A 15,878-nucleotide genomic window follows, 5' to 3' on the forward strand; every position below is an offset into this window, starting at 1 on the left:
GGCAAGAACACCGATCTCGGCGGGCAACAACTCAGATCTCGATGGGCAAGAACACCGATCTCGGCGGGTCAGCGCATTGCCCGCTGGACGAACGAGCCCCGGCTGGCCGACGAGAGCCATTCGGAGTAGTCGTCGCCGGTCAGTGACGACAGCAATGCGATGTCGTCGGCGAACTCCGGCACCAGCGCCTCGCGCTGGGCGGCGGTGAGGTGCGGCCGGACGGCCTCGTGGTGCCGGACGAGGTGCCGGGTCACGGCGGGGGAGACCGACCGCCACACCTCGGGCGGGGCGAACTGGCCCGCCCACGCGCCGGCCCGAACGATCGGCCCGATGACCCGTGGGCGCCAGCCCGGCATGACGTAGGTGCGCGAGTTGTCCTTCGGGATCGACGACACGACGCCGGTCGCGACGCCGAGGAACGCGCACGCCCGGTCGACCGCGGCGACCGGGTCGTCGACCAGCTCCCGGTAGCGCATGACGAGCACCTGCGCGCGGTCGACGTGCTGGTAGAGATGCTCGAGCTGGGCGCCGTAGAGGCCGAGCTCGCGGTAGCGCCAGAACGGCGCGTAGCCGCGCGAGATCCGCTCCCGCTCCAGGGCGAACGCGTCGGAGAAGTCGGCGACCGGCTCGAGCCCGTCGCACCAGAGGTGCATCCAGTTGGAGTAGGCCCGGTCGACCGGGTCGCGGACGATCGCGATGATCTTCACGTCCGGCAGCGCCTCTCCGATGCGCCGGTGCGCGCCGCGGCTCCACAGGTAGAACGGCGTGGACTCGCCGCGGACCTGGTCGTCACGGGCACCGGTCCAGAGCGCGTCGTAGTCGTCGCGCCGCCAGATCCACTCCTGCTGGGAGTGCCGGTCGCCCGGCCCGTTGTAGTGCGGGGGAGGCGACTCGTCGCAGAGCCAGTACTTCGCCTCCTTCGGGGTCGAGACGAAGACCTCGGGGTGCTGGGCGAGCGCGGCGTGCAGCGCGGTGGTGCCGGCCTTCGGGGCGCCGGCGATGAGGAAGTCGGGACGCGGTGGTCGTGTCATGACGCTCCCCCCTGACCGTTAGTGGTGCGAGTCAGTGTAGATACTCAAAAAAGGCGCTGTCGCGACATCTCATAGGGTGGTGCCCGTGCCCGAGCTGAACATTCCCCCGGCCCCCGCGATCGAAGGCGCCCGGCACGTCCATTCCGGGAAGGTCCGCGACCTCTACGAGCTCGAGTCCGGCCCGTACGCCGGCGAGCTGCTGATGGTCGCGAGCGACCGCATCTCGGCCTTCGACTACGTGCTCGACTCGACCATCCCCGACAAGGGCGAGATCCTCACCCGGATGAGCCTGTGGTGGTTCGAGCAGCTCGAGGACCTGGTGCCCAACCACGTGCTGTCGACCGACGTCCCCGAGGCGGTCAAGGGCCGCGCGGTGATCGCCCAGCGGCTGCACATGTATCCCGTCGAGTGCGTCGCCCGCGGCTACCTCACCGGCTCCGGGCTTCTCGACTACCAGGCCACCGGCGAGATCTGCGGCGTCGCGCTGCCCGATGGCCTGGTCGACGGCAGCCGGCTGCCTAGCGCGATCTTCACGCCCGCGACCAAGGCCGAGCTCGGCGACCACGACGAGAACGTCAGCTACGAGACGGTGTCGCGACGGATCGGGCCCGACGACGCCGCCGAGCTGCGCCGACTCACCCTGGCCATCTACCACCGCGCCGACGAGATCGCCCGCGGCGTGGGGCTGATCCTGGCCGACACCAAGCTCGAGTTCGGCGCGCGCCAGAGCGACCTCGGCGTGCGCGCCATCGTGCTGGCCGACGAGGTGCTCACGCCGGACTCCAGCCGGTTCTGGGCGGGCGACGACTGGCACCCGGGGAAGCCGCAGGCGTCCTACGACAAGCAGATCGTGCGCAACTGGCTGCTCGAGAACTGGGACAGGAACTCGGGCGAGGCGCCCCCGCCGCTGCCGGCCAAGGTCGTCGAGCGCACCCGCGCCCGCTACATCGAGGCCTACGAGAGGCTCACCGGGCAGCGGTTCTGAGCGGCGCCGGGCCGCGGTCGCCGCGTTGGTGACCCACCGGTAGGTTCTCCTCAACCGAGAACGTGATGGAGGCCACGCCCATGCCGTCGTACAACCTGGCTGCGCTGCTGGAGGGCAGCGTCTCGACCTATCCCGAGCGCACCGCGATCGTCTTCGGCGACACCCGGCTGAGCTATGCGCAGGTGAACGGCGCCGCCAACCAGATCGCCAACCTGCTCGTGTCGCGGGGCATCCAGCCGGGCGACAAGGTCGCCCTGATGTGCCCGAACCTGCCCTACTTCTCGCTCGTCTACTGGGGCATCCTCAAGGCCGGTGCCACGGTCGTCCCGCTCAACGTGCTGCTCAAGGGCCGTGAGGTCGCCTACCACCTCCGGGACTCGGACGCGAAGGCGTTCTTCGCCTTCCAGGGCACCCCCGAACTCCCGATCGGCCAGGAGGCGTACGCCGGCTTCGAGGCCGCCGAGGGTGCCGAGCACTTCTTCGTCATCACCGCCGACCCGGCCGCGCCCAGCCCGATCGAAGGAGTCGAGACGCTCGGCCAGGCGATGGCCGGCCAGCCGCCGACGTTCGCGACGGTCCAGACCGACGAGGACGACACCGCCGTCATCCTCTACACCTCCGGCACCACCGGCCAGCCCAAGGGCGCCGAGCTGCGGCACCGCAACATGCGGGACAACGCACTGGTCGGTCGGGAGACGTTCGGCGCCGACGCCGACCACCCGGACACCTACCTGTGCGTGCTGCCGCTGTTCCACTCCTTCGGGCAGACCGTGATCCAGAACGGCGCGGCTGCCTTCGGCGGCACCGTGGTCATGCTGCCCCGCTTCGAGGCGGGGCCGGCGCTGCAGCTCATGCTGAAGGAGAAGGTGACCTTCTTCGCGGGAGTGCCCACGATGTACTGGGGCCTGCTGGGCGCCCTCGACGAGACGATCGACGTCGCGGAGATCGCGAGGAACCTCCGCGTCGCGGCCGCCGGCGGCTCGGCGCTCCCCGTCGAGGTCCACCACGAGTTCGAGAAGCGGTTCGGCGTCGTCATCGCCGAGGGCTACGGCCTGTCGGAGACGTCGCCGGTCGCGAGCTTCAAGCCGCACGGCGCACCGGCCCGCGCCGGCTCCATCGGCATCGCCATCCCAGGTGTGGAGCTCAAGCTCATCGAGCCGAGCGGCTGGGACGAGATCGAGTGGACGCCCGACGCGATCGGCGAGATCGCCATCAAGGGCAACAACGTGTTCAAGGGTTATCACGGCCGTCCCGAGGCGACCGCCGAGGCGATCAACGCCGACGGCTGGTTCCGCTCCGGCGACCTGGCCCGCCGCGACGAGGACGGCTGGTACTACATCGTCGACCGCGCCAAGGAGATGATCATCCGCGGTGGGTTCAACGTCTATCCGCGCGAGATCGAGGAGGTGCTCCTCACCCACCCGGCGATCTCGCTGGCCGCGGTCATCGGCGTTCCCCACGAGAGCCACGGCGAGGAGATCAAGGCGTTCGTGATCCTCAAGCCGGGCGCCACGGCCACCCCCGAGGAGATCGTGGCCTGGGGCAAGGAGCAGATGGCGGCGTACAAGTACCCGCGCATCGTCGAGATCGTGTCCTCGCTCCCGATGACCGCCACCGGCAAGATCCTCAAGCGCGAGCTGAGCTGACGCGTCGCGGCCGGCCGGGTTTCCGGGCGCCGGGCGCCGGGTAGGTCCCGGGCGACGACATGAGGAGGTCGAGAGGTGGGGCGATTCGGGGGCCCGGCGTCGTCGCGGCTGGGCAGGCGGGCGGCGTACGGCGCCGCCTTCCTGCTGCTGGTCATCGCCTACACCGCGATCACCTCGGTGATGTGGGCGCAGCACGGATGGAGCGAGCAGGGCGACCTGAGCTACCACCGCCCGGCCGCCACGGGGGTGCTGCACCCGACGAGCGCGGTCGGCTCGATCGACACGGTCAAGAAGCGCTGCATCGACGCCGGTGACGTCGACGACGCCGAGCACATCAAGGTCGTCGCGGCCACCGTCGACGGCACCGACTACTACGCCTGCTACCAGCTCCGCGACGGCAAGGTCTTCGACGCGACGGTGATCGACGTCGACGGGACGATCGCTCCCGTCGACGTCGTCAAGGCCGGTGGTGCCTGGCGCTGGGTCGGCCTCGTCAAGACGCCCACGGAGATCGTCCTCGGCGCCGTCGGGATCGTGGCGCTCGGCGGGCTCTACTTCCTCTACTACCGCCGCGACCGGCCCGCGGCGCCGCGCGCCCCGCGGTGGTGGCAGACCTGGTGGGCGCAGGTGCTGTTCAGTGCCCTGTGCCTGGTCCAGCCGGTCAGCCTGCTGTTCCGGCGGAAGGAGTCCGGCGCGCGGCGCCTGCGTCTGTTCCTGGAGTGGCTCATCGCGATGGTGCTCCTCGGGGTCTTCGCCGTCATGCTCAGCGGCCAGCGCGACGGGCTGTCCAACGCCGTGCTCGGCCTCCTCGCCGCCGCGGCCCTGCTCGGCTGGGGGCTGGGCATCCTCCTCGTGGCACCGCCCCGCTTCGGCCGCACTCCGGACGGCGAGCTGCAGCAGGCGACTCTCGCCGCGCCTCTCTCGGCGCCTCAGGACGGCACCCGTGCCGTCGCACCGACGGTGACGGCGGGGCGGAGCGCGCCCTCGCCGTGGGCGGCGCGCGTACGCCGGCCCGGCACGCTGCCCAGCTTCACGCACGTCGGCGGCATGGAGCCGCTCAAGCGGGAGCTCGACGAGACCCTCGGCCTGCTGCTCGCTTTCGACGCCGAGGCGGACCGCTACCGGATCTCCTTCAACGGCATCCTCCTCCACGGCGACCCGGGCGTCGGCAAGTCGTTCCTCGCCCAGGCGACCGCCGGGGAGTTCGGGCTCAACCTCCTCTCGGTCAGCAGCAGCGACCTGATCTCCAAGTACGTCGGCGAGTCGGCGCAGAACGTGGCCGAGCTGTTCAGGGAGGCGGCGCGCAACGTCCCGTGCCTGCTCTTCTTCGACGAGTTCGACTCGCTCGCCGAGCGCCGCGACGAGGGCCTGAGTGAGGAGTCGACCCGCGTCGTCAACCAGCTCCTCCAGTCGCTCGAGGAGTGGCGCAGCACCCGCGAGCTGGTCGTCATGGCGGCGACCAACCACCTCGACCGGCTCGACCCGGCCGTCGTGAGGCCGGGCCGCTTCGACCGGCACATCCGCGTCGACCTGCCCGACCAGGCGGCCCGCGTCGCCATCCTCACGACCCAGCTCGCCGAGCGACCGCTCGCCCAGGACGTCGACCTCGACGACATCGCGCGCCGCCTCGCCGGGCGGACGCCCGCCGTCATCGGCCGGGTCGCCAACGGGGCGGCGCTGACCGCGTTCCAGCAGGCCACCCAGGCGACCCGGGCCACCCGGGCCACCCAGGCCACCCAGGCCACCCAGGCCACCCAGGCCACCCAGGCCACCCAGACCCCCGAGGGCGCCGGCGAGGTGCTCATCACCCACCAGATGCTGCGCGATGCGCTCGACGGCCTCGGCGGCCGGGACCGGCCGACCGTCGAGGACTGGACGTGGGACCGGCTCGTGCTCGCGCCGGGCACGAAGGCGGAGCTGCAGCAGGTCCAGGCGCTCGTCAAGGACCCCGACCTCGCCGCCCGCTACGGCGTCACGCCGCCGTCGGGACTGCTGCTGTCGGGACCACCCGGCACCGGCAAGACGACGATCGCCCGGGTGTTCGCCGCCCAGTCGGGCTGCTCGTTCTACCCGCAGACGGCCGCCGACCTCACGTCGAAGTGGGTGGGGGAGTCCGAGGCGTCGGTCAGCCGGCTGTTCGCCCGGGCGCGCGACAACGCCCCGTCGATCATCTTCATCGACGAGGTCGACGCGATCGCGTCGGCGCGGAGCGACGCCGGGACGTCGTACCTCGACCGCACCCTCACCCAGCTGCTCACCGAGCTCGACGGCCTGACCGAGCAGCGCGGCGTGTTCGTCCTCGCGGCCACCAACCGCCCCGAGACGCTCGACCCGGCGCTGCTGCGCGGCGGTCGGCTGTCGCGGACGATCTGGGTGCCGCTGCCCGACCAGGCGCAGCGCCGCGAGCTGCTCGCCATCTTCTCCGCCGGCATGCCGCTGGCGGGCGTCGACCTCGACGCGGTGGCCCGGGCGACCGACGGGCTCTCCGGGGCCGACCTCGAGGCGCTCTGCCAGCAGGCCGCCCTGACCGCGATGACCGCTGCGGTGGGCGGCGCCGCTCCCGCCGTGGACGCGGCCGCCTTCGCCAAGGCGCTGGCCGCCCAGCGGGTCGGCCACGCCGCGCCCGTCCCTGCGCAGGCTCCGTCCCCCACTCCCGAAGCGCCGTCGCCCGGCGGCTACCTGTGACCGGAAGGCCCCACCATGCCCTGCATCTTCTGCCTCGCCGTCCTCGGCCTGGTCGCCGGGGCGATCTCGGCCGCCGTGCTCGACAAGATGCAGGAGCAGCTGTCCGAGATCGCCGCGTCACCGGTGCAGCGGTCGGTGGACACCGAGTCCACGGCGGTCTTCGAGACGACCGTCGTGGTGCCGGAGGTCCCCGGCGTCGAGAAGGTCGCCGCTGGCAGGCCGGTGCCGGTGCGGGTGACGCTCTACAAGAAGCACGGCCGCGTACGGATCCAGGTGATGACGCACGACCTGACCCGTGCCGAGGCCGAGGCGGTCGAGGACGCCGTCGCGAAGGCGCTCGAGGTCGAGATCGTGGACCGCTCCGACGCCCACGACGAGGAGCAGGTCCGCCAGGCGTTCGGCGATGAGGCCGTGGCGGCCGACCGGGCCGAGCAGCAGGCGGTTCCGGCGACGGTCGAGCGTACGACGGCGCCGGCCCGCCAGGACGCCCCGAGGGAGCGGTCCTAGCGGACCGGGCGGGGTCGGCTCAGGCGAACGGGTTCGGCAGCGCCCCCGGGAGTCCGGCCAGCAGCTCACGGGCCCGGGCGGCGACCTTGTGCTCGACGAGCACCTCGTACCTGGTGGCCACGACCTGCGTCACCGAGGAGAAGTCGCGCTGGCCCCGGGTCGCCGCGTAGCCGACCAGGGCCCAGATGACGCCGAACAGGGCACCGAACGCCATCGTGGAGACGATCTGGGCCCACGGGCTGCCGCTGGTGAAGAACGTGAACAGCAGGCCGATGAGCAGGCCGAACCACAGGCCGGTCAGCAACCCGCCGAGCGCCACGCGGCCGGTGGTGAGACGCCCGGTGATCCGCTCGACCCGCTTGAGGTCGGTGCCGACGATCATGCAGTTCTCGACGGGGAACTCATGGTCGGAGAGGTAGTCGACGGTGCGCTGGGCGGCGGCGTAATCGTCGTAGACGGCGAGCGACTGCGGGAACTCCAGCTTGAGCGGGTTGCCGACTTGGCGCGGGGCGCCGAAGGGAGTGGTCATGGGGTCAGTCTGTCTCGCGACGCCTGTGGATGCGACCGTCCTCGATCCGGGACCTTAGACTGCGGCCATGCCTCGAGTCGTCGTCGACGTCATGCCCAAGCCCGAGATCCTCGACCCGCAGGGCAAGGCCGTGCTCGGCGCACTGCCCCGGCTGGGCTTCACCGGCGTGAGCGAGGTGCGCCAGGGCAAGCGGTTCGAGCTCGAGGTCCCCGAGGTGACCGACGCGGTGCTCGCCGACATCGAGAAGCTCGCCGACACCTTCCTCGCCAACACGGTCATCGAGAACTACACGGTCCGGGTGGAGCAGCGGTGAAGGTCGGGGTCGTCACCTTCCCGGGCACGCTCGACGACGTCGACGCCCAGCGCGCCGTCCGCATCGCCGGCCACGAGGTCGTCGCGCTCTGGCACGGCGACCACGACCTGCAGGGCGTGGACGCCGTCATCCTGCCGGGCGGGTTCTCCTACGGCGACTACCTGCGCTGCGGTGCCATCTCCCGCTTCGCGCCGATCATGACCGACGTCATCGCCGGCGCCCAGCAGGGCCTGCCGGTGCTCGGCATCTGCAACGGCTTCCAGATCCTGGTCGAGGCCCACCTGCTGCCCGGCGGCCTGCTCCGCAACGACCATCGCAAGTTCATCTGCCGCGACCAGACGCTGCGGATCGAGAACAGCTCCACCGCCTGGACCAGCTCCTTCGAGCAGGGGCAGGAGATCGTCGTGCCGCTCAAGAACGGTGAGGGGCAGTACGTCGCCGACGCCGACACCCTGGCCCGTCTCGAGGGCGAGGGCCGCGTCGTCGCGCGCTACGTCGACGTCAACCCCAACGGGTCGCTCAACGACATCGCCGGCATCACCAACGAGCGTGGCAACGTCGTCGGCCTGATGCCGCACCCCGAGCACGCGGTCGAGGCGCTCACCGGCGCCGGGACCGACGGGCTGGGCTTCTTCACGTCCCTGGCCGGCGTACTCGCCTGACGCGAGCGGTCACCAGCGCCCGGCGGCCAGCATCCGCCAGGCGCTCTGCGCGACCATGCCGCCGGGCTTGAGCCCGACGCGGGTCTTCCACACGTTGAGGACCGCGACGGTCCGCGCGTCGAGGGTGCCGCTCGCGGGCAGGTGGGCGGTGAGGATGGCCGCGTTGAGGGCGCGCTGCACGTCGCGCACGTCCTTCGACGCGGTGCCCGCGCGCAGTGTGGGGCGCTTGCCGGAGGCGAGCAGCTCCATCCACATCGAGCGCGTCCAGAGCGCGTTGACCCGCATCCCGCGGGCCTTGCGCCAGCTCTCGACCGCGGCGACCAGGGCGCGCCCGAAGCCGTTCGCGACCTTGCCGTGGAACGTCGCGCGCTCGCGGAGGAGGCACTTGAGGGCGATCACCTGGTCCGCCGGCGGGGTGTAGTGCCGGGTGGGCTTCTTGATGGCGACGTACGCCGGCAGGTCGACCTTGACCCCGCCGCAGTGCGTCTCGGCCGGGGCCGTCGCGGGTGCCGCCGGGTGGGTGGGCGCGGGTGCGGCCGGCGGCGGGGTGACCGGAGGGCTGGCCGGCTTCGGGGCGGTGCGCAGGTCGAGGTAGTTGCGGTCGATGTTGATCGTCACGCCGCCCCACTTCTCGTTGTGGCCGCCCTGGAACTGCTTGACGCGGTTGCCCGCCCAGCCGGTGTCGGACAGGTACTCCGGCGAGGACGTGTTGGCCTTGCCGTCATACCGCGCGAGCCACAGCTGGTCGGGCAGTGCGATGTTGGGGAGCGGGCTGGTGCGCTGCCGCTCGAGCAGCTTGATACCGGAGCCGACGCTGGAGTAGACGCCGGAGCGGTAGCCGAGCTTGCGGATCTGCACCGTCCACGCCGACAGGAACCGCAGCGCCGACTCGCGGCAGCGGGCGTTCGTGTAGTCGAACCCCTCGAGGTCGTAGAACATCGTGCTGCCGGCCACGAGGCCGAGCCCCTTCGCGGCGGCCACGGTCTTGGACGCCTCGGCGGTGCCCATCGACCGCGCAGCGGCGTAGTCACCGGTCGGCGCCGAGTTGATCCGGTAGTCGTTGCCGTAGCGCGGGTAGCGCGGCTGGCAGGACGCCTGCGGGCCGAGCGTGATGGGGAGCAGGTGCCAGCCGGCGGCCAGCTGGGTCCTGATCCAGGTCGCCGTGAGGTTCGGCTGGCTGCGGCAGGCCCGGGAGTAGCCGGCGATGTAGATGCCGACCGCCCGGAACGGGCTGGCCTTGCGCCACGCGCTCATCGCCGCCTGGTTGGGCGCGAGGCACTGGTCGAAGCCGAGCCCGGTGAAGACCCCGGGCGTGACCGGGTTGCCCGCCGCGGTCGGCGTCGCGGTGTCGTCGTGGCGGTCGGGCAGCGCGAGGAGTACGGCGGCCAGCAGCCCGACCACGCTCGCGATGACGAGGGCCCGCAGGCGCAGGTCGTTCCTCGGGTGGTCCGTCGGCGAGGTGGCTGGCGCGGTCATGTCGTGCTCCGGGGGGTGAGGCAAGGGGCGTCGGCCGAGTCACCATAACCTCAGTTTTCACAGCAGTCACACGTGTCGCACGAACTACAGATCTGTAGTTCGTTGCCGTGCGGGCGGGCGGCGGCATGTGAGCGTCAGTTCGGCCTTCTTCCTGACCGCTGGAAGGGTCAGGAAGAAGGCCGAACTGACGGTGACATGAGCTCCGCCGCGCCCACTCACTCCATCTCGGCGACCGCCACGAGCCGCGGCCGGCGTACGACGAGGCTGAGTGCGGCGACGACCGCGACGCCGGCCAGGATGGCCGAGGTCAGGAACGCCTCGTGCACCCCGGGGATGAACTGGCCCGGCACCGCGTTGGCGGCGTAGACCGATGCGATGACGGCCAGGCCGATCGCGCCCCCGAGCTGCTGCATCGTCTGCAGCAGACCCGAGACCGAGCCGGCGTGCTCCGGCTCGACGTCGGTCAGCACCAGCGAGGTGATCGGCATGAACACCAGGCCGGCGGAGACGCCGTTGAGGAGGAACGGGGCGAACGCGGCCGCGGCGTACGTGCTGCTGGTGGACAGCTCGCTGAGCCACGCGAAGCTGATCAGCATGCCGGCCGCGCCGGCCAGGATCAGCGGAGGCTGGCCGAACAGGGCGACCAGGCGGGGCACGATGCGCGACACCGTGAAGATGCCGAGCGTGACGGGCAGGAACGCGAGGCCGGTCGCGACCGGACCGAAGCCCAGCTGCAGCTCGAGGTACTGCACCCCGAGGAAGAACAGCGGGAACTGCGAGCCCACGATGCCGGCCATCGCCACCAGGCCGGTGACACGGCGGCGGTTGCGGAGCAGCGCGGGGCGGAGCAGCGGGTGCGCGACCCGCGTCTCGGTGGCGGCGAACGTCGCCGCGAGCAGCAGGCCGAGGGCGAAGCCGCCGATCGTGCGGGCCGAGGACCAGCCGTGCTCGGGAGCGCCGATCAGCGCCCACACGATGCTCACGGCCGCGCCGGTCGCCGTGATGGCGCCGACCACGTCGAACCGGCCGGGACGGCGCGGCGTCTCGTCGACGAACCGGTTGACCGTGGCCAGCACGGCCAGACCGATCGGGACGTTGATGAACAGCGTCCAGCGCCACGAACCGAGGTCGGTGACGACGCCGCCGAGCAGCAGGCCGAGCGTGCCGCCGCCCGAGGAGACCGCCGCGAACAGGGCGAGTGCCCGGTTGCGGGCGGCCTGGTCGGGGGCGCTGGTGGTCAGCAGCGCGAGCACGGACGGGGCGGCCAGGGCGGCTCCGACGCCCTGCAGTGCGCGGGAGGCGACGAGCATCCCGGGCGAGACGGCGAACCCGCCGACGAAGGAGAAGACGGTGAAGACGGCGAGACCGGTCCAGAAGAGCCGGCGTCGCCCGAACACGTCACCGAGACGGCCGCCGAGCAGGAGCAGGCCGCCGAACGCGAGCGTGTAGGCGTTGAGGACCCAGGAGAGCGACGCCGGGCCGAAGCTGAGGTCGGTGGCGATCTTGGGCAGTGCGACGTTCACGACCGTCGCGTCGAGGACGAGCATGAGCTGGGCGGCCAGCACGATCGCGATGCCGGTGGCCGCGCGGCCCGCGTTCGGCGGCAGCTCGGTCGGCAGCTCGAGGGGCGCCTGATCCTGGGCGCGCGAGATCACGGTGGAAGACATGGGGGCTGTGTCCTGTTCTGGCCTGTGAGGCCGACGTAGACTGGTTCCGGAGAATCACTCCGGTTACGTCATCTACGATACGGAGACTGTCTCCGTTTAGCAAGTAGTATTTTCCTGTGGTCTCGACAGGCTCGACCGACGAGCTTCGGAAGGAAGGTCGGCATGCGCGCTGATGCCAAGCGCAACTACGACAAGATCGTCGAGGTCGCCGGTCTGACCTTCCGCGAGAAGGGCTACGACGCCCCGCTCGACGAGATCGCCAAGCGGGCCGGTGTCGGCCCGGGCACGCTCTACCGGCACTTCCCGACGCGGGAGGCGCTCATCGACGCGGTCATGCAGAACTGGATCGCGAGCGTCCACGAGTCCGCCGACAAGGCCCTCGCCCACGAGGGCGACGCCCGCGACCGGCTGATGGCCTGGTTCGAGGAGTACGCCGCCCGGCTGACCGTCCACAAGGGCGTGGCCGCCAAGATCACCGCCGCGCTCGGCGACGAGCGGTCGCCGATGGCGAACAAGTGCCAGACCTACGCGGCCGCCAACGAGAAGGTCGTCGAGGCGCTGCGGGCCGAGGGCGCCGTGCGCCCGCAGGTGGAGCCGCTCGAGGTGCTCCGCCTCATCGGCGGCATCGCCACCGTGGCCGACCAGGGCAACCTGTCGCCGGAGGCGGTCCGGCCGATGCTGGCGGTCGTCGCCGACGGCGTCCTGCGCTGACGCGTCCAGCGCACGTCGCCGAGTCGGGGATCGGGGTCGCCCGACGGTAGATTGTGGGCCGTGACCTCGGCCCCGATCACCGCCCTCGACACCGTCTCCGTCGCCTCCGCCGACCCCGACCGCGAGCAGCCCTGGGCCGAGCTCGGTCTCAAGGAGGACGAGTACACCGCGATCAAGGAGATCCTCGGCCGTCGCCCGACCGGCGCCGAGCTCGCGATGTACTCGGTGATGTGGAGCGAGCACTGCTCCTACAAGTCGTCGAAGGTGCACCTGCGCCAGTTCGGCGAGATTCCCCAGGAGACGCCGGCAGGGAAGATGCTCGCCGGCATCGGCGAGAACGCCGGGGTGATCGACGTCGGCCAGGGCTACGCCGTGACCTTCAAGATCGAGAGCCACAACCACCCGTCGTACGTCGAGCCCTACCAGGGCGCCGCGACCGGGGTGGGCGGCATCGTCCGCGACATCCTCGCGATGGGCGCGCGGCCGGTCGCCGTCATGGACCCGCTCCGCTTCGGCCCGCTCGACGAGCACGACACCCACCGCGTGCTCCCCGGGATCGTGGCCGGGATCGGCGGCTACGGCAACTGCCTCGGCCTGCCCAACATCGGCGGCGAGGCCGTCTTCGACGAGACCTACCTCGGCAACCCGCTCGTCAACGCCCTCGCCATCGGTGTCCTCAAGCACGAGGACCTCCACCTCGCGAAGGCGTCCGGCGCCGGCAACCTCGTCATCATGTACGGCGCCCGCACCGGTGGCGACGGCATCGGCGGTGCCTCCATCCTGGCGTCGGTCGAGTTCGACGAGGACGGCCCGGCCAAGCGACCGTCCGTGCAGGTCGGCGACCCGTTCATGGAGAAGCTGCTCATCGAGTGCACGCTCGAGCTCTTCGCCGCGGGCATCGTGCGCGGCATCCAGGACTTCGGCGCCGCCGGCATCTCCTGCGCGACCTCCGAGCTGGCCGCCGCTGGCGACGGCGGCATGCACGTCGAGCTGACCAAGGTGCCGCTGCGCGACTCGACCCTCGCTCCCGAGGAGATCCTCATGAGCGAGTCGCAGGAGCGGATGATGGCCGTCGTGGCGCCCGAGGACGAGGCCGCCTTCATGGCGATCTGCCGGAAGTGGGACGTCGAGGCCGCGACCATCGGCACCGTCACCGGCGAGGGCCGGCTGGTCATCGACTGGAACGGCGAGACCATCGTCGACGTCGACCCGCGCACGGTCGCCCACGAGGGCCCCGTCTACGAGCGGCCCTACGCCCGGCCGGAGTGGCAGGACGGCCTCCAGGCCGACGTCGCCGAGAAGCTGCCGCGGCCCGAGTCCGCGGACGAGCTCCGCGCCACCTGGTTGCGCCTGGTCGCCTCGCCGAACCTGTGCGACAAGAGCTGGATCACCCAGCAGTACGACCACTACGTCCGCGGCAACACCGTCCTCGCCCAGCCGGCCGACTCCGGCATGATCCGCGTCGACGAGTCCACCAACCTCGGCGTGGCCGTCTCCACCGACGGCAATGGCCGCTACACCAAGCTCGACCCGTACGCCGGCGCGCAGCTCGCCCTCGCCGAGTCGTTCCGCAACGTCGCGACCGTCGGGGCCACCCCGCTCGCGGTCTCCGACTGCCTCAACTTCGGGTCGCCCGAGGACCCGGCGGTCATGTGGCAGTTCGCCGAGGCCACCCGCGGCCTCAAGGACGCCTGCCTCGAGCTCGGCATCCCCGTCACCGGCGGCAACGTGTCGCTCTACAACCAGACCGGCGAGGTCGCGATCCTGCCGACGCCGGTCGTCGCGGTCCTCGGTGTGATCGACGACGTCACCCGGCGTACCCCCTCGCGCTTCGTCGCGCCCGGCGAGCGGATCTTCGTGCTCGGTGAGACCCGCGAGGAGCTCTCCGGGTCCGAGTGGGCGCACGTCGTGCACGGGCACCTCGGCGGGCTGCCGCCGCGGGTCGACCTGGCCGCCGAGAAGTCGGTCGCCGAGCTGCTGCGCGCCGCGTCCGACGTCGTCACGTCCGCCCACGACCTCTCCGACGGCGGCCTCTCGCAGGCGCTCGCCGAGGCCGCGATCCAGTCCGGCATCGGTGCCGAGGTGGCGCTCGACGGCGACCCGTTCGTGGCCCTGTTCGCCGAGTCGGCCGGCCGCGTCATGGTCACCACGCACCTGCACGACGGCGACGCGCTCCTGCGCCTCGCCTCCGAGCACGACGTCGTCGTGACCGAGATCGGCGTGACCGGGGGCGACGTCGTCGGGGTCGAGGGCCAGTTCGAGATCCCGGTCGTCGAGCTCGCGGACGCCTGGCGCGCCACGCTCCCGAACGCCCTCAACGCCGAGTTCACCCCCGACGCCTGAGGGCGCGGGGTCGACGGCTCAGGCCGGGAACGGCTCGGCTGCCTCGGCTGACCGCCACTCGGACGGCCGCGGGACGGACCGCACCGACCGGGAGAGCGTGGGGATGAGCGCGACGAGGGCGGTGATGGCGACGAGCGCCAGGATCGCGTCGCGCCCGCCCAGCCAGCCGAGCAGGACGCCCGCGAGGACGGGCGCCAGCGGCATCGGCATCATCGACGTGAACTGCATCGCCGACTGGACCCGCCCGATGAGCGGCGGCGGCGTGATCGCCATCCGGTAGGAGCTCGTCCCGGCGTTGCCGGCGGGGTTGAGCAGGAGGATCACGCCGAGCGCGGCGGCGATGACGAGCGGGGTGTTCCAGAACGCCATCGGCAGCATCAGGGGCAGCATCGTCCACGCGACCGTGAGGGTGAGCCGGCCGGTGGGCAGCCGGGCGATCAGCCACGGGGCGATCGCGGCGCCGACGACCCCGCAGATCCCGCCGACCACCTCCACGACGGCGATCGCGGTCGGTGCGGTGCCCGCCTGGACGAGGCGCAGGATCGCGATGAAGAACAGCGCGTTCATGGTCAGGTTGACCAGCGGCGACCACATGAGCAGCACTCGCAGATAGGGCTGGGACCACGTGAACCGTCCGCCCTCGGACAGGTCGCGCAGCGGCCGCGGCGCCGGCCCGGGGGCCGGCGTCAGGTCGGTCCGGATGCGCCCGAGGGACACCCACGCGACGGCGTACGACACCGCGTCGAACAGGAACGGCACCCACCGCGAGAGCCCGAACAGCAGGCCGCCGAGCGGCGCGCCGAGCAGCCCGGCGACGTGCTGTCGGGCCTGCTGCTGCGACATCGCCGTCGGCATGTCGTCCGCCTCGACGACCGTGGCGATCGCCGACATCTCCGCAGGCGAGAAGAGCCCGGCTGCGACGCCGGTCACCAGCGCGACCGCGAGCAGGTGGCCGATGGTGAGGGCGCCGAGCGCGCCGGCGACGACCAGCGACGCGTAGAGCACGACGCCCAGCGCCGACGACACCCGCATGATCCGGCGCCGGTCGAAGCGGTCGGCGAGCACGCCGGCGGGGAGGAGCATGCCCACCAGGCCGAGGAGGTACGCCGCCTCGACGGACGCCGCCCACACGGCCGAGTGCGTGAGGGCGTAGCCCAGCAGGGGGTAGACGAAGGTGCTCACCCGAGAGCCCAGGTCAGAGATCGTCTGGCCGAGCCAGAGGACCGTGAAGTCGTGGTTGCGGGCGAGGTGGCGGAAGCTGGACATATCCGCACCATAAGTTGCGCAACTGACCATGCGCAAGGGTAGTTGCGCAATATGTGG

13 protein-coding genes are annotated in these 15,878 nt (G+C 71.6%); 8 read left to right on the forward strand and 5 right to left on the reverse strand.

Translation table 11 applies throughout. The features are described 5' to 3' along the window. Positions 1-68: 68 nt before the first annotated feature. Positions 69-1,031 (reverse strand): sulfotransferase, encoded by a 963-nt coding sequence (locus tag QDS12_RS03950; RefSeq protein WP_279877083.1) that lies wholly within the window; start codon positions 1,029-1,031, stop codon positions 69-71. Positions 1,032-1,116: 85 nt separating this feature from the next. On the opposite strand from QDS12_RS03950, the gene QDS12_RS03955 reads away from it, so the two are divergent. The 4 genes from QDS12_RS03955 to QDS12_RS03970 all read left to right on the forward strand — a co-directional run bounded on the left by QDS12_RS03955 (position 1,117) and on the right by QDS12_RS03970 (position 6,854). After that, a complete protein-coding gene (locus QDS12_RS03955; protein ID WP_279877085.1) occupies positions 1,117-2,016 on the forward strand; it encodes a phosphoribosylaminoimidazolesuccinocarboxamide synthase in 900 nt (299 codons plus the stop codon). Positions 2,017-2,096: 80 nt separating this feature from the next. After that, a complete protein-coding gene (locus tag QDS12_RS03960) occupies positions 2,097-3,662 on the forward strand; it encodes a long-chain fatty acid--CoA ligase (protein WP_279877087.1) in 1,566 nt (521 codons plus the stop codon). 75 nt (positions 3,663-3,737) lie between these two features. Continuing rightward, positions 3,738-6,347 (forward strand): AAA family ATPase, encoded by a 2,610-nt coding sequence (locus QDS12_RS03965; protein ID WP_279877088.1) that lies wholly within the window; start codon positions 3,738-3,740, stop codon positions 6,345-6,347. A 15-nt stretch (positions 6,348-6,362) separates the two neighbouring features. Beyond that, complete coding sequence (locus tag QDS12_RS03970; RefSeq protein ID WP_279877090.1) at positions 6,363-6,854, forward strand: hypothetical protein; 492 nt, start codon at positions 6,363-6,365, stop codon at positions 6,852-6,854. 19 nt (positions 6,855-6,873) lie between these two features. On the opposite strand, the gene QDS12_RS03975 is transcribed toward QDS12_RS03970, so the two are convergent. Then, on the reverse strand, positions 6,874-7,383 hold the full coding sequence (locus tag QDS12_RS03975) for a general stress protein (RefSeq protein ID WP_279877091.1): 510 nt from the start codon (positions 7,381-7,383) through the stop codon (positions 6,874-6,876). Between the two features lie 67 nt (positions 7,384-7,450). Here QDS12_RS03975 and purS point away from each other — a divergent pair, with 67 nt between their 5' ends. Continuing rightward, positions 7,451-7,696, forward strand: coding sequence for a phosphoribosylformylglycinamidine synthase subunit PurS (gene purS / locus QDS12_RS03980; protein ID WP_279877093.1), 246 nt, complete (start codon positions 7,451-7,453; stop codon positions 7,694-7,696). Beyond that, positions 7,693-8,358, forward strand: a complete 666-nt coding sequence (gene purQ / locus QDS12_RS03985) for a phosphoribosylformylglycinamidine synthase subunit PurQ (RefSeq protein WP_279877095.1) — start codon at positions 7,693-7,695, stop codon at positions 8,356-8,358. Before purS ends, purQ begins: the two co-directional genes overlap by 4 nt. Before the next feature lie 9 nt (positions 8,359-8,367). On the opposite strand, the gene QDS12_RS03990 is transcribed toward purQ, so the two are convergent. Together QDS12_RS03990 and QDS12_RS03995 are read right to left on the reverse strand one after the other, a co-directional pair. After that, complete coding sequence (locus QDS12_RS03990) at positions 8,368-9,834, reverse strand: glycoside hydrolase domain-containing protein (RefSeq protein ID WP_279877096.1); 1,467 nt, start codon at positions 9,832-9,834, stop codon at positions 8,368-8,370. 215 nt (positions 9,835-10,049) lie between these two features. Next, positions 10,050-11,501 carry an MFS transporter gene (locus QDS12_RS03995; RefSeq protein ID WP_279877098.1) on the reverse strand — a complete coding sequence of 484 codons (1,452 nt, stop codon included), beginning with the start codon at positions 11,499-11,501 and terminating at the stop codon, positions 10,050-10,052. A 162-nt stretch (positions 11,502-11,663) separates the two neighbouring features. On the opposite strand from QDS12_RS03995, the gene QDS12_RS04000 reads away from it, so the two are divergent. Continuing rightward, the gene (locus QDS12_RS04000) at positions 11,664-12,212 is read left to right on the forward strand and encodes a TetR/AcrR family transcriptional regulator (RefSeq protein ID WP_279877100.1); all 549 of its coding nucleotides are present in this window, start codon (positions 11,664-11,666) and stop codon (positions 12,210-12,212) included. Positions 12,213-12,272: 60 nt separating this feature from the next. Next, positions 12,273-14,555, forward strand: a complete 2,283-nt coding sequence (purL, locus tag QDS12_RS04005) for a phosphoribosylformylglycinamidine synthase subunit PurL (protein ID WP_279877101.1) — start codon at positions 12,273-12,275, stop codon at positions 14,553-14,555. A gap of 18 nt (positions 14,556-14,573) precedes the next feature. On the opposite strand, the gene QDS12_RS04010 is transcribed toward purL, so the two are convergent. Next, entirely contained in the window at positions 14,574-15,821 is a 1,248-nt protein-coding gene (locus QDS12_RS04010) for an MFS transporter (RefSeq protein ID WP_279877104.1), read from the reverse strand. Positions 15,822-15,878 lie beyond the last annotated feature (57 nt).

It is taken from the genome of Nocardioides sp. CER19, assembly GCF_029846275.1.
Classification (GTDB): Bacteria; Actinomycetota; Actinomycetes; order Propionibacteriales; family Nocardioidaceae; genus Nocardioides.

Excerpts from the sequence above, each read along its gene's own strand:
- QDS12_RS04000 (WP_279877100.1), top strand. The coding sequence starts at position 11,664 with ATGCGCGCTGATGCCAAGCGCAACTACGACAAGATCGTCGAGGTCGCC.
- QDS12_RS03975 (WP_279877091.1), bottom strand. The coding sequence starts at position 7,383 with ATGACCACTCCCTTCGGCGCCCCGCGCCAAGTCGGCAACCCGCTCAAG.
- QDS12_RS04010 (WP_279877104.1), bottom strand. The coding sequence starts at position 15,821 with ATGTCCAGCTTCCGCCACCTCGCCCGCAACCACGACTTCACGGTCCTC.
- QDS12_RS03960 (WP_279877087.1), top strand. The coding sequence starts at position 2,097 with ATGCCGTCGTACAACCTGGCTGCGCTGCTGGAGGGCAGCGTCTCGACC.
- QDS12_RS03990 (WP_279877096.1), bottom strand. The coding sequence starts at position 9,834 with ATGACCGCGCCAGCCACCTCGCCGACGGACCACCCGAGGAACGACCTG.
- QDS12_RS03995 (WP_279877098.1), bottom strand. The coding sequence starts at position 11,501 with ATGTCTTCCACCGTGATCTCGCGCGCCCAGGATCAGGCGCCCCTCGAG.
- purS (WP_279877093.1), top strand. The coding sequence starts at position 7,451 with ATGCCTCGAGTCGTCGTCGACGTCATGCCCAAGCCCGAGATCCTCGAC.
- QDS12_RS03970 (WP_279877090.1), top strand. The coding sequence starts at position 6,363 with ATGCCCTGCATCTTCTGCCTCGCCGTCCTCGGCCTGGTCGCCGGGGCG.
- QDS12_RS03950 (WP_279877083.1), bottom strand. The coding sequence starts at position 1,031 with ATGACACGACCACCGCGTCCCGACTTCCTCATCGCCGGCGCCCCGAAG.